Genomic DNA, 13,799 nt, shown 5'->3' on the forward strand with positions numbered 1-13,799 from the left:
CGTGCGTTATGGCACTTTACCAGGGTGGCGATGACACTATGACGCTGGCAGAAATGCGTCAGCAATGCGCAGTAAAAACCGCCGCAGAACAACCGGTTAAAGACTCAGCCACCACCAAGGCCGCATCGGAACAAGTTAAACCCGGCCTGATCAGCCAACGGCTTTACAACGAATCCCGTACCCAGTTCGAACCTTTTGTGATCACACCGCACCGCATGAACTACGTGTTACCCGTATACAGCACCAACACCATTAACCGCTTACCCTATGAAAATGTTAACGGCTATCAGGAAAATCTGGCTGAAGTTGAAGCTAAATATCAATTGAGTTTTAAGGTCCCCCTGCTACAGGAAGATCTGTTTATCGATGGTGATGCCTTGTACTTTGGATTTACTTTGCAGGCCTGGTGGCAAATTTATGCCGATAACATTTCAAAGCCGTTTAGAGAAACCAACTATCAACCGGAACTGTTTTACCTCGCACCGCTGGAGTGGCATCCGTTAGGAGGCAATACTGCCTTTGTGATAGGCGCAGAACATCAGTCGAATGGCCGGACTCAGGGCCTGTCCCGTAGCTGGAACCGAATTTACGGACAATTTCTGTTCGAGAAAAACAATTTTGCGTTGTCATTTCGCCCCTGGACCCGCGTTTCCGAAGATGAAAAAGCCTCCCCGTTAGATCCCAAAGGCGATGATAACCCGGACATTGAAGATTACATGGGCCATTTTGAACTGGGCATGTTATATCAATGGCATGACATGGAATTGATGTTTCAGGGACGCAATAACTTCTCAACACACAATGGTGCAATTGAACTGGGCCTGACCTTCCCACTGTGGGGCAAACTTCGGGGATACGCTACCGCATTTAATGGTTACGGAGAAAGCCTGATTGATTACAACCACAAACAAACACGCTTTGGTATCGGAATTGCCCTGAACGACATATTGTAACGGTAAGAAAGTGTTGTACTCACAAAGGTAGTTTAGCGGAGATATCCGTTGCAGAAATTATCAGCTGAACTGTCTGCCGGTGTTATGCGTTGTTAAAGTCAAAGCAATTCCGGCAAACATTTTTTCGATTCATGGCTGACAAGTCACCGTGCAACCATTACAATTCAATGAATTTATCAAAGATATACACACTATTTTTACAATGAATATAGCTAAAATCGATCTCAATTTGTTGGTTTACCTGGACGTTTTATTACGGGAAGGCAGTGTCACCAAAGCCGCGAACAAACTCAGTATCACGCAACCTGCAATGAGTAACGGTCTGCGTCGTTTGCGGGATTTGTTTAATGATCCGATTTTAGTGCGTACCAGCGAAGGCATGACACCAACAGAACGGGCCCTGCAATTACAACCGGTGATCCGCGATGTTCTGAGTAAACTGGAAGCTACCATTCAACCCGAAACCGAATTTGAGCCAGAAACCAGTGAACGGACTTTCCGTATTATGGCCAGCGATTATGCAGAATCTACGCTGCTGATGGTATTGCTGGAGCAGCTTCAGGCTTTGGCACCTCACATCTCCTTAGACGTGATAACCCCCAGTGATGTGACCTACCATGATGTTGAACAGGGCAAGGTTGATATGGCAATCAACCGCTTTGAAGAATTGCCTTTGTCGTTTCATCAAAAAGTGGTCTGGTACGACAGCTTTTCCTGTGTTGTGAATGCAAAACATCCCTTTATTGAAAGTTTTGGCAAAGATGAATATCTGCAATCCAAACACATCTGGGTCAGTAAAACCGGCTTTGGTGTCGGTGTTGGTATTGATCCCAAAGAAATACAAAAGCTGGGGTGGGTAGATGCCGAGTTGCAAAAACAAGGTTGTGTCCGGGATATCAGTGTCTTTACCCGCCATTACCATGTGGCGCTGCAACTGGCTAAAAAGTACAACCTGATTGCCACACTTCCCACCCGGGTAGCCAAACTGTACGGTGATGATCCGGCGGTTAAAGTCATTGACCCACCGTTTGATGTGCCGCCTATTGCATTAAAAATGGCCTGGAGTCCGTTATTACAACACGACGCCGGCCATATCTGGTTACGTCGCTTAATCACCCAGGTGGCCGAAACCTTATAGTCACCATTTCATTCATGAAATTTATAACAATCATAGAGGTCATAAATTTTTATTAAGGTATTCAGCGGGCGTAAACTGAAAGAAAACACAATCAGCAACACCACTTGTTACCATGTCAGGTGTTGCGACCCTACAGTTTGAGGAAGTTGTAATATGACCACCAGCAAGGGCAATGTTCCCGCCGACTACATCTCAGCAGGCAAACTCGCTGTTCATCCAGCACTTTGGCAATTCATCAACAGTGAAGCGCTGCCACCCGTTAAACTGGCGCAAAGTGATTTCTGGCAAGCGTTTGAGGCGCTATTGCTGGAGCTACAACCCGTTAATAAAGCACTGCTGGAGAAACGCGAATCACTGCAGCAGCAAATTGACAGTTGGCACAATCAACATCCGGAAATGGAGTTTTCGGCTTACAAACAATTTCTGAAAGACATCAATTATCTGGTGGCAGAGCCAGAAGATTTTCAGATCACCACGCAAAACGTGGATCCGGAAATCGCCACCATGGCGGGACCACAGTTAGTGGTTCCTATCAATAACGCCAGATATGCCCTGAATGCAGCAAATGCCCGCTGGGGTAGTTTATACGATGCTCTGTATGGCACAGATGTGTTGCCCGGCAAAGCCGACACATCGCTGGCCTATGATCCGGTGCGGGGTCAACAGGTAGTGGAATGGGTAAAAACCTGGCTAGATAAATCCTTTCCGTTACAACACGGCTCTCACCGTGATGTTGTTGCCTATAGCGTTTCCAACGCTGAATTAACAGTTACCATGCAAGATGGCGCCAGCCAAAAGCTGGCAAACGATGCACAATTTATCGGATTCCAGGGCAAGGCAGCCAGCCCCTCTTGTATTTTGCTGAAAAACAATGGACTTCATGTTGAAATTCAGATTGACGGCAAACATCTGGTGGGTGAAGGCGATCCCGCCAACGTTAAAGATGTAGTGTTAGAAGCAGCTCTGACCACGATCATGGATTGCGAAGACTCAGTGGCTGCAGTAGACGGCGAAGATAAAACCCTGGTGTATCAAAACTGGGCTGGGCTTATCCGTGGTGATCTGAAACTCGAGATGCGCAAAGGCAACAAAGTGATCACCCGCTCTTTAAATCAGGACAGGCAATACACGGGCAAAAATGAAGAGTCCATTCGCCTGCCTGGCAGGAGTCTGATGTTTGTGCGCAATGTGGGCCACCTGATGCGCAATAACGCTATCTATATTGACGGAGAAGAAGTCTACGAAGGTTTAATGGACGCCGTGATCACCTGCCTTATCGCCAAACAGGACGTAATGCAGCAAGGCCAATTCAGCAACAGCAAAACCGGAAGTATTTACATTGTAAAACCCAAAATGCACGGCCCCGAAGAAGTGGCGTTTAGCCATACTCTGTTTAGTAAAGTGGAGCAGATTCTGGCGCTACCGGCGGATACTATAAAAATCGGCATTATGGACGAAGAGCGTCGCACCAGCGTCAACCTGAAAGCCTGTATCGCTGCGGCAAAATCAAGAGTTGCCTTTATTAATACCGGCTTTTTGGACCGCACCGGTGATGAGATCCACACGTCTATGCAATGTGGGCCTTTCGCACGCAAAACGGAGCTTAAGGCCATGCCATGGATTCAGGCCTATGAAAAATCCAATGTCGCCAAGGGCCTGGCCTGCGGTCTTGCCGGAAAAGCCCAGATTGGCAAAGGCATGTGGCCAGAGCCAGATAACATGGCCAAAATGATGACCGCCAAAACCGGCCACGTGCAATCCGGAGCCAATACGGCCTGGGTTCCCTCTCCTACCGCTGCCACCTTACATGCGCTGCATTATCATGAAATATCGGTGGCTTCTATGCAGCAGCAACTGAGTGAAGTGGACTTCGATGGCTTAGATGACATTTTAAGTATCCCGGTAAAACCGGATGTAGCCACCCTTAGCGCCAATGATCTGGAAGCGGAACTGGACAACAATGTGCAAGGCATACTGGGTTATGTAGTGCGCTGGGTACACCAGGGAGTAGGCTGCTCCAAAGTACCGGATATCAATAATGTGGGCTTGATGGAAGACAGAGCAACCCTGCGAATTTCCAGCCAGCACATCGCCAACTGGTTGGAACATGGCATTGTCAGTGAAGCACAAGTTAAAGCCAGCATGGAAAAAATGGCAAACTTGGTGGATCAACAAAACGCCAACGACAGTGAGTACATCGCCATGTGTCCTGATCCAGAACGTGCCATTGCCTATCAGGCCGCTATGGAACTTATTTATGAAGGAAAAGGGCAGCCCAGTGGTTATACTGAGCCAGTTCTGCATCGCAAGCGCCTGGAAATGAAAGCCAGCCAAGCTTAGTTAAACGCCTCTTCGGAGGCGTTTTTTATAGTTATTTTTCCATCAGTGTTTTCGCTGCAACTCACATTCACACATCAAAACCACAAAATACCCACCATTCACAAAATAAATATTCATTATTTTCATAGAGTTAACCAAATTTCAATCTAATTTCATGCTATCCGGAAGACGATTACAGATTAAACCCCCTTAATCCCAGCCACACCAACATTCACCAAATGAATATCGCAAATCCATTTTATCTATTAGATGAATCGCGAATTGTTACTTAAAGTAATCATCAACGGATTCGGAATTCTATTGAAAACTTTCAGACTGGATTTCACCGAATCTCTGAATAAAAACAAGTACCCTGACCAGCAGCTACAGCTGAAAGAAAACGAGGAAGTAAACATGTCTCTCTACAGTAACGATATCGAATTAGTACAAGCCGTCATTGCAGCGCGTGGCAAATCCTGGGAAGCGATAGACGCTGAATCCGTAGCGAGAATGCGCGCTCAGAATAAATTCCAGACAGGTCTGGACATCGCCAAATACACGGCTGACATCATGCGTGCTGACATGGAAGCCTATGACGCTGACAGCTCCAAATACACACAATCATTGGGCTGCTGGCACGGCTTCATCGGCCAACAGAAAATGATCTCCATCAAAAAGCATTTTGGTGGCAGCACAGAGCGTCGCTACCTGTACCTGTCAGGCTGGATGGTGGCCGCATTGCGTTCTGATTTCGGTCCGTTGCCGGATCAATCCATGCATGAAAAAACCTCAGTACCGGCACTAATTGAAGAACTGTACACCTTCTTGCGTCAGGCGGATGCCAGAGAACTAGGTGCCCTGTTCCGCGAACTGGACACTGCACGTGAGGCGGGTGATAGCGCCAAACAAGCTGAAATTCAGGACAAAATCGACAACCACCAGACTCACGTAGTGCCTATTATTGCGGATATTGATGCTGGCTTTGGTAACGAAGAAGCCACTTATCTGTTAGCCAGAAAAATGATTGAAGCTGGTGCTTGCTGTCTGCAGATTGAAAACCAGGTTGCCGACGAGAAGCAATGTGGTCACCAGGACGGTAAAGTCACCGTGCCTCATGCAGATTTTCACGCCAAATTACGCGCCCTGCGTTATGCATTCCTTGAGCTGGGTGTCGACAACGGTGTTATTGTAGCTCGCACAGACTCTCTGGGCGCCGGTCTGACCAAAGAAATCGCAGTAGTGAAAGAGCCTGGCGATGCCGGAGATATCTACAATTCCTTCCTGGACGTTGAAGAAATCGCAGTAGAAGACATGCAACAAGGCGATGTTGTATTCAATAAAAACGGTAAGCTGGTGCGTCCTAAACGTTTACCTTCCGGCTTGTATCAGTTCCGCAAGGGTACAGGTGAAGACCGCTGCGTATTTGACTGTATCGGAGCCTTAAATGCCGGCGCAGACTTATTGTGGATTGAAACCGAAAAACCTCATGTAGGTCAGATTGGCGGCATGGTTAACCGGGTGCGCGAAGTCATTCCTAATGCCAAGTTAGTGTACAATAATTCACCGTCATTCAACTGGACGCTGAACTTCCGTCAACAGGTATTTGATGCCTGGTCAGACGCAGGAAAAGACGTATCAGCCTACATTCGTGCTGACCTGATGAATGCTGAATATGACGATACCGAATTGGCGGTGGTTGCCGATGATAAGATCCGCACCTTCCAGGCAGATGCAGCACGCGACGCAGGCATCTTCCATCACCTGATCACTTTGCCGACTTACCACACAGCCGCGTTGTCTACGGACAATCTTGCCAAAGAATACTTTGGTGCGCAGGGCATGCTGGGCTATGTTGCCGGTGTTCAGCGCAAAGAAATCCGTCAGGGCATTGCCTGTGTTAAACACCAGAATATGGCGGGTTCAGATATGGGTGATGATCACAAAGAATACTTTGCCGGTGAAAATGCCCTGAAAGCGTCAGGTAAAGATAACACGATGAATCAGTTCAGCTAAGCGACCAGCAAGTCATTAAATACAGAAACGGTCCGGCGTCAGCCAGACCGTTTTTTAATACGCCCAGATTTGCGGGATTCCAATGTGCAAATACATACTATTTTCAACAAATAACAAAACAAACATTAACAAACCATAATTGCCCTTTACAATCGTTCAAATTCCCCTATTTTTAATAGCTTCTGCCGGGTATTGCACTGGCAATAAAACGTGTTAGGATGCAGCGTTTTTCTGTCTCATAGCGCTGAGCAGCTGTTTAAAATTTTGAGGAACTACCTATGTCAAAAGTATTAATCATCGGGGCCGGTGGTGTCAGCACCGTCACAGTAAAAAAATGTGCCAGATTACCGGAGCATTTTGATGAAATTTATCTGGCCAGCCGAACCCTGAGCAAATGTGAAGCGTTGCAAAAAGAATGCGGCGAAGACCGGGTAAAAGCGGTATTTGCAGTGGATGCTGATGACAAAGATCAAGTGGCTGCCTTAATTAATCAAATCAAGCCGGACCTGCTGGTAAACCTGGCTCTACCCTATCAGGACCTGCCTATCATGGATGCCTGTCTGGAAACTAAGACAGACTATCTGGATACGGCCAACTATGAACCTAAAGACGAAGCCAAATTCGAATACTCCTGGCAGTGGGCTTATCAGGACAAGTTTAAGGATGCCGGTATTATGGCGCTGTTAGGCAGTGGCTTTGATCCGGGTGTTACCAATGTTTATACCGCCTATGCCGCTAAGCATTACTTTGATGAAATCCACTACCTGGACATCGTCGATTGTAACGGTGGTGATCACGGTCAGGCGTTTGCCACTAACTTTAACCCGGAAATCAATATCCGCGAGATCACCCAACGTGGTCGCTTCTGGGAAAACGGCGAATGGAAAGAAACCGATCCCCTGAGTGTACGTGAAGATCTGCACTATCAGAATATTGGTGAGCGCGCTTCTTACCTGATGTTCCATGAAGAGTTGGAATCACTGGTTAAGCACTTCCCCACTTTAAAACGTGCCCGCTTCTGGATGACCTTTGGTGAAGCTTATCTGAACCACCTGCGCGTACTGGAAGGCATTGGTATGACTTCAATCGAACCTGTTGAGTTCCAGGGCCAACAGATTGTTCCGTTAGAATTCTTAAAAGCAGTATTGCCTAACCCGGGCTCACTGGCGGAAGGCTACACCGGCATGACCTGTATCGGTACCTACATTACAGGTATAAAAGATGGCAAAGAGAAAACCATCTTTATTTACAACAACTGTGATCACGCCGTATGTAACGAAGAAGTTGGCGCCCAGGCAGTTTCTTACACCACAGGCGTACCCGCCATGATTGGTGCAGCACTAATGCTAAATGGCACCTGGAAGAAGCCAGGCGTCTGGAATATGGAGCAATTCGATCCAGACCCGTTCATGGACATGCTGAATCAACACGGCTTACCGTGGCACGTTATGGAATGTGACGCCAGCCCCTTCAGCAAATAAGCTAAGCCTAACCAAGGGTCAGAGACTTTGAAAACCAAAAAGCGTGGCGGTTTTCATTTGCAACAACTCTGACCCTATGATTTCTGAGCTATGATTTCTGACTTAACATCTCGTCTGAGGTAACCCACAATGATCGACCCTATGCTCTCTCCTGAAATTCCTTCTCCCAGCTATGTTTGTGAAGAAGCGAAGCTAAAACGCAATCTTGAGTTAATGGCGCGCGTGCAGCAACAATCAGGCTGTAAAATCATCCTGGCTCTGAAAGGCTTTAGCATGTGGTCTACCTTTGATCTGGTTGGCGAGTACTTACACGGCTGTACCGCCAGTTCAGTGTGGGAGGCTAAACTGGCTAAAGGGGAAATGGGTAAGGAAGTTCACGCTTACGCACCGGCTTACAAGCCAGAAGAAATCACTGAGTTAAAACAGTTGGTCAATCATATTTCTTTTAACAGCCTGACCCAGTGGCAGCGTTATAAAAGTGAATTTGTGGCAACAGATATCTCACCTGGTATCCGGGTTAATCCTGAGCATCAGGAAGCCGAAACCGAACTTTATGATCCCAGCGCGCCAGGTTCACGACTCGGAATTCGGGCCGCAGATTTAGAAGGTCAGGATTTATCGGGGATTGAAGGTTTTCACGTTCACAATTTATGCGAGTGCGATTCCTTTGCGACTGAGCGTACCATCAAAGCCGTAGAAGAAAAATTTGGCAAATGGCTGCCGGGTTTAAAATGGATTAATCTGGGTGGCGGTCATCTGATGACCAAAGCCGGTTACGATGTCGAACACCTGATTTCAGTGCTGAAAACCTTCCGGGAAAAATATGATGTCGAACTAATCCTGGAACCTGGATCTGCGGTCGCCTGGCAAACCGGGCCACTGGTTTGTGAAGTGGTGGATATTGTTGAAAATCAGGGTCCAATTGCAATACTGGACATTTCTGCCACAGCACACATGCCAGATGTACTGGAAATGCCCTACCGGCCTGTTGTGCGCAATGCCGGAGAGCCAGGAGACAAAGCTTACACCTATAAATTGGGGGGCAACTCCTGCCTGGCTGGCGATGTGATCGGCAGCTATAGTTTTGAGCAGCCTTTACAACCCGGTGATCGACTCATTTTTGAAGACATGATCCACTACACTATGGTGAAAACCACATTTTTTAACGGTGTACAACACCCTCACATCGGTATCTTAAAAGAAGACGGTCAGTTTAAATTAGTGAAATCCTTCTCCTATGAGGAATTTCGCGCCCGCCTTTCCTGATTTTGGTGCAATCCAATCCGTCATAATCCCGATTTTCCCCTGATAAAACAGTGTCAGGGGACATTTTCTGCCAATTAGGTTAACCAGCCGAAAACAGGGTGTTAATTGTTTGTTTATTGCACAAGGCTGGTGCTGATAAGCCTTTGATTTGGGAAATATTTCCCTGATAAATTCGGCAATAAAAGCGTAATTCTAATGAAATCATTTAGTTACAATCCTGGCCCATCATTCGCATTAGTGTAATCGAGGAAGATCACTGACCTTCTGCGTTTTAATTAGCCGGATTGTTCTGCCTTCCTCCCCGCTCAGTGCAATGGCGTACTGAACGGAGAAACCAACGAAGGAGCAGGTTATGATGCGGTTGAAGAATTATCTATTTTGGGTTGTATTATCGTTCACCCCTTTCATACTAACAGCAAAAGAATCAGTGGTGGTTCCCTATTACGATTCGGTGGAGGATCAATACGCCAATGACTTGCTGACCCAGGCTCTTGCCAGTCAACAACACCCGATTAGCGCACGTAATTATGGCTATGATGTCACTGGCACACGATTAATCGAGGCATTTGACGACCGGGAGCTGGACATTCTCTGGCTACCCAAAGAAGAAGCCGAAAACACGCAGCACCATATCGTTGCTGTACCGATATTCAGAGGCCTGATGAGCTATTATAAGATGGTTCAAAGTACCTACCAGCAAAACCTGCAACCGGAAAGTCAATTAAAACAACTGGAACTGGGGATGTTCAGAGACGATGCGCAGGCGGCCTACCTTGAACATTCGGGCTATCAGATTGTTAATGTAAAACACCTGGATAACCTCACTGAGATGCTTTACGGTGAAAGATTTGATGCCATATTAGCGCCGGCAGCGCGTATCGATGCAAAATCCGTTGCTGATTTTAAATTGCTACCGGGTCTTATTGCGATTGATAGTCCATGGTATTTTGTAGTGCACAAGAGTCGCCCGGATCTTGCTAAAAAACTGCGTGAAGGTTTAACGGCTATGTTACTGGATGGTTCTATGGATGAGCTTTTGCTCAGTACTCCCTGGATGGCAAGCCTGTACGAGCAGTTACAAAATGAGGATGCATTAATTTTCTCGCTGCCTTCAGGTACTGAGGCCAGTGCAGAACTGGCTTCAGAGTTTTGGTTGTCCTTTGATAAACAGCCCTTGTTATCAGCATTGAATTAACGGAGTTTTAAGTGACGGCCCTAAGCAGGCCGTCACAAAACCCGAACCCGGGTTTAGAATTGGTAAGTCTGAGTCCTGGTCAACAATTCATTGGGCGATAACTTTTGCAAAACACACTGTTTTACGTCCTTCAGATTAAACACATACACCTTGTCCAGTTCATCTCTGGATCGCTCTCCCTGTCCGCGGCTAAACTCCTTTAAAACAAAATTGAGTTTTTCAGTGTCATCCAGTGATTTTAAACCACTGCCGTAATCACAAAGGGTTTCAGCCACCGTCGCTTCAAAATCAGCCAAAAACCGTTTTACCATCTGATTTTGCGCTTCTTCCATTTTAGCCTCCCGGCGCGCTTCTTCTTCTTCTAGCTCTTTGGCTTTTTTCGCGAACTCCGCTTTCTTCGTGTCGAGTTTTTCCAGTTCAGAGCGGATTTCTTTTAAATCTTTTTCCAGTGCCTTTTTGCGTTCCGGCTCAGCATGACGCATTTCAAATTCCAGGTCGCGGATGTTGCGTTCATACTCCCGACTTTGCCACGACAGATCCCGTTCCTTTTCTCTTAAATCACGACGTCGCTCACGATGTTCGCGCATCACTTCTCTGGTGCGCTCCTGTACCTCTTCGATATACTCTTCCATCTCCTCGTCCACTTCAAAAGAAAATGAAAAATTACTACCATGGGGGTCTACCTCGATGTCGGGAGCCGGTGGAGCCTCGGGTACATCAAAACCTTCCATCATGCCTTCCAGGCTTTGTACCATATCGCCAAAATCAAAGCTAAAATGCATGTTTTTTGAGGTCGATGTATAAATATCAAACACCAGTCCTTGCCCGGCCAGATACCCGGTTTCAATCTTCCTGAAGCGAATGCCATCACTGCGAGTGTTTTGCTTCAACGATGTGGTGAGAATATTTTGCATAATTTGCGCGTCTTTATGGACGGCATCAAACTTGTCCTGCGCGTTTGCCGCTGTCATCAGCGATAAGCAGGCGATAACACTGGATACTAACATTGATTTTTTCATGTTCTGATACTCCATTAGTTGTCAGAATGGGTTTGTTCGTAAGGTTCAGACAGCCAGTCCGGATTCTTGCTGTCTGACTTAAAATCAGATTTGAGACGGTTAATTTGACGAGCGTAGAACACCTGGTCATCAGCCCGTTGCTCATTAACATGCTTGATTAACTCTGCAAAATCTTCTCGTCTCTCGGTGCGACTGGTGGCCAGCAGATAGTTGGCCAACTGGGTATTCATCTGCATTTGCTGTTGCTGCAGGTGATCTGCCTGCTCGTCAAACTTGCTATTTTGCAAAGCGGCGTATTCAGCAATGCGTTCATTAACCAGTTGTTCGATTTTTTGTTGCTCTACAGCACCAGAAAAGCTGATGGTCATACTACCCTGATGCACAGTGACTTCCATTTTGAATGTCACCAACAAGATTGCCACGAGGGACATCGCCATAGAAGCCACAGGCAGACCTTTCCAATGCCACCAACTCTCGCCCTTACTTTGTTCAAAACATGCGTCCCGGGACCATTCTGGTACCTCCTCGTCATTAAACTGCTGGGCCATAAACTGCAAACGTCCATGCACAGCCACCCGATCTGAAAAAGCGGGATCTTCCAGGCACCAACGCTCAAATTGTTGCTGTTCATCCGCAGTTAACTCCGCTTCAGACCATTTGGTAAAGAGGGCTTCTTTAGCACGGTTAAGTTCAGACATACTCCACCTCTAATAACGATTTCAGTTTTTCTAATGCACTGTAAAGTCTTGATTTCACGGTATTGCTTGAGACATTGAGCTGTTCTGCTATTTCATCAAACGTAAACTGACCAAAAAATTTCAGCTCCACCACCGCCTTTTGCGCTAAGGGTAATTGCGCCATCGCCTGGATGAGCTGTTGGCTATCGCGATTGCCAAACAACACCTGTTCCGGTGCCGCTGATTCACAAACCATTTCAGGCGCATCATCTAATGCCTGTGTCGGTTTTTTACGCCGGTAAAACTCGACGCAGCGATAACTCGCAATGCGAAACAACCAGGCTTTAAACGCGCCTTCGCCCCGGTAAGATGTCAGATTTCTGAACACTGAAGTAAAAATTTCCTGCATTAGGTCCAAAGCATCTTCGCGATTACTGGTCATACGAATACCATAGTTATATATGGACTTTTCATAGCGTTTGACCAGCTTCATCCAGGCCCCGCGATTGCCCTGCAACGCCTTTTGAATTAATTGTTCATCCGTTTTTTCAAACACGCTTATTGTGTCCCAGGTGAATGTGTTGTGTTGTTGTTACTCTTAAAGTCGAGAGGGATTACTGAAAAGTTGAGGCAAACAGAAAAAAATATAGTTTTGCTCGCCTCCTGCATTTTATAACCGTTTCGGGGTTATTTGAGCTTTGGTACAGGCATGATGGGTGAGATGATTTCAGCAATTTTGCGAAACAGCTGCATTCGGGTAGTGCCATTGCGCCACACCAGGCCAATTTCGCGGAAGGCATTTTCTTCGGCATCCAGCGCGCGCAGTGGTGAACCTTGTAAAATCCCCTCTGACAACGCCATACCGGGTAAAAAGGTGATGCCCATTTTACAACCCGCAAGTTTGATTAAAGTGTGAATACTGCTGGCCGCTAAGGCACTCACCTGTTCGGCATGCTTCAACCCGCAGGCACTCACCGCATGGCCAGTCAGACAATGCTCGGACTGCAAAAGAAATACGCTGTTTTTGGGTAGCGATGAGATCTCCAGGGGGTTGGGCAGCTGCGCTAATACGTCTTCATGTCCCACAAGGTGGAACGGATCATGTCCCACTACCAACTGTTTGCAACCCGGGGTTTCCATTGGCAAGGCTAAAACCAGTAGATCTAACACGCCGTCATTCAATTGTTTTAACAGGTTTTCAGTGGTGTCTTCCTGTAATTGCAGATTCAGGGCCGGCAGTGAAGCCCCGATATCACCAATCATTCGCTCAAAGATAAACGGGGCAATCGTTGGGATAACCCCAACTTTTAGATTTCCGGCTTGCCAGTCACCAGCGCTGGTTGCGTAATCCACCATTTCACCGGCTTGCTGTAACAGGATTTTGCTGCGTTCAACAATTTCTAAACCAAATGACGTAAAAATGAAGGTTTTATGGTCCCGCTCCAGTAGTTGACCATTCAGTTGCTCTTCCAAATTCTGAATAGCAGTGCTCAGGGTGGACTGACTCACATGGCAGCGCTGAGCGGCGCGATTAAAGTGCTGCTCCTGATGCAGCGTTACCAGATAATGCAGGTGTTTCAGATTAGGCCATTTCATCGCGTATACAAACCTTTGACTTGTTATCATCTGTTCAAGTATTCAGGTAATAATCAATTTAATCAATTAATATCCGTAAATTTAATCCAAAAAAATAAGGGCACCTATGTGCCCTTATTTTATATTTAGCTAAACCCGAAGG

Annotated in this window: 11 protein-coding genes; 7 read left to right on the top strand and 4 right to left on the bottom strand. The window is 46.7% G+C overall.

From position 1 onward, the window contains the following. The first annotated feature begins 8 nt into the window (after positions 1–8). From LJ740_RS13305 to LJ740_RS13335, 7 genes are all read left to right on the top strand, one after another. Complete coding sequence (locus LJ740_RS13305) at positions 9–953, top strand: phospholipase A (RefSeq protein WP_229529579.1); 945 nt, start codon at positions 9–11, stop codon at positions 951–953. A 202-nt stretch (positions 954–1,155) separates the two neighbouring features. Then, entirely contained in the window at positions 1,156–2,091 is a 936-nt protein-coding gene (locus tag LJ740_RS13310) for a LysR family transcriptional regulator (protein ID WP_229529580.1), read from the top strand. Between the two features lie 153 nt (positions 2,092–2,244). Further along, the gene (locus LJ740_RS13315) at positions 2,245–4,431 is read left to right on the top strand and encodes a malate synthase G (RefSeq protein WP_229529581.1); all 2,187 of its coding nucleotides are present in this window, start codon (positions 2,245–2,247) and stop codon (positions 4,429–4,431) included. A gap of 393 nt (positions 4,432–4,824) precedes the next feature. After that, positions 4,825–6,423 carry an isocitrate lyase gene (locus LJ740_RS13320; RefSeq protein ID WP_229529653.1) on the top strand — a complete coding sequence of 533 codons (1,599 nt, stop codon included), beginning with the start codon at positions 4,825–4,827 and terminating at the stop codon, positions 6,421–6,423. Positions 6,424–6,701: 278 nt separating this feature from the next. Next, a complete protein-coding gene (locus LJ740_RS13325) occupies positions 6,702–7,904 on the top strand; it encodes a saccharopine dehydrogenase family protein (RefSeq protein WP_229529582.1) in 1,203 nt (400 codons plus the stop codon). Between the two features lie 129 nt (positions 7,905–8,033). Continuing rightward, a complete protein-coding gene (gene nspC, locus LJ740_RS13330; RefSeq protein ID WP_229529583.1) occupies positions 8,034–9,170 on the top strand; it encodes a carboxynorspermidine decarboxylase in 1,137 nt (378 codons plus the stop codon). Between the two features lie 352 nt (positions 9,171–9,522). Next, positions 9,523–10,365, top strand: a complete 843-nt coding sequence (locus LJ740_RS13335) for a transporter substrate-binding domain-containing protein (RefSeq protein ID WP_229529584.1) — start codon at positions 9,523–9,525, stop codon at positions 10,363–10,365. A gap of 53 nt (positions 10,366–10,418) precedes the next feature. Here LJ740_RS13335 and LJ740_RS13340 read toward each other — a convergent pair whose 3' ends face one another. The 4 genes from LJ740_RS13340 to LJ740_RS13355 form a co-directional block, all read right to left on the bottom strand. Next, positions 10,419–11,384 carry a hypothetical protein gene (locus LJ740_RS13340; protein ID WP_229529585.1) on the bottom strand — a complete coding sequence of 322 codons (966 nt, stop codon included), beginning with the start codon at positions 11,382–11,384 and terminating at the stop codon, positions 10,419–10,421. Positions 11,385–11,398: 14 nt separating this feature from the next. Next, the gene (locus tag LJ740_RS13345; protein WP_229529586.1) at positions 11,399–12,082 is read right to left on the bottom strand and encodes a hypothetical protein; all 684 of its coding nucleotides are present in this window, start codon (positions 12,080–12,082) and stop codon (positions 11,399–11,401) included. After that, entirely contained in the window at positions 12,075–12,617 is a 543-nt protein-coding gene (locus LJ740_RS13350) for an RNA polymerase sigma factor (protein WP_229529587.1), read from the bottom strand. Before LJ740_RS13350 ends, LJ740_RS13345 begins: the two co-directional genes overlap by 8 nt. A 131-nt stretch (positions 12,618–12,748) precedes the next feature. Next, complete coding sequence (locus tag LJ740_RS13355; RefSeq protein WP_229529588.1) at positions 12,749–13,657, bottom strand: hydrogen peroxide-inducible genes activator; 909 nt, start codon at positions 13,655–13,657, stop codon at positions 12,749–12,751. Positions 13,658–13,799 lie beyond the last annotated feature (142 nt).

The sequence above is a fragment of the Planctobacterium marinum genome, from assembly GCF_020687805.1.
GTDB lineage: Bacteria > Pseudomonadota > Gammaproteobacteria > Enterobacterales > Alteromonadaceae > Planctobacterium > Planctobacterium marinum.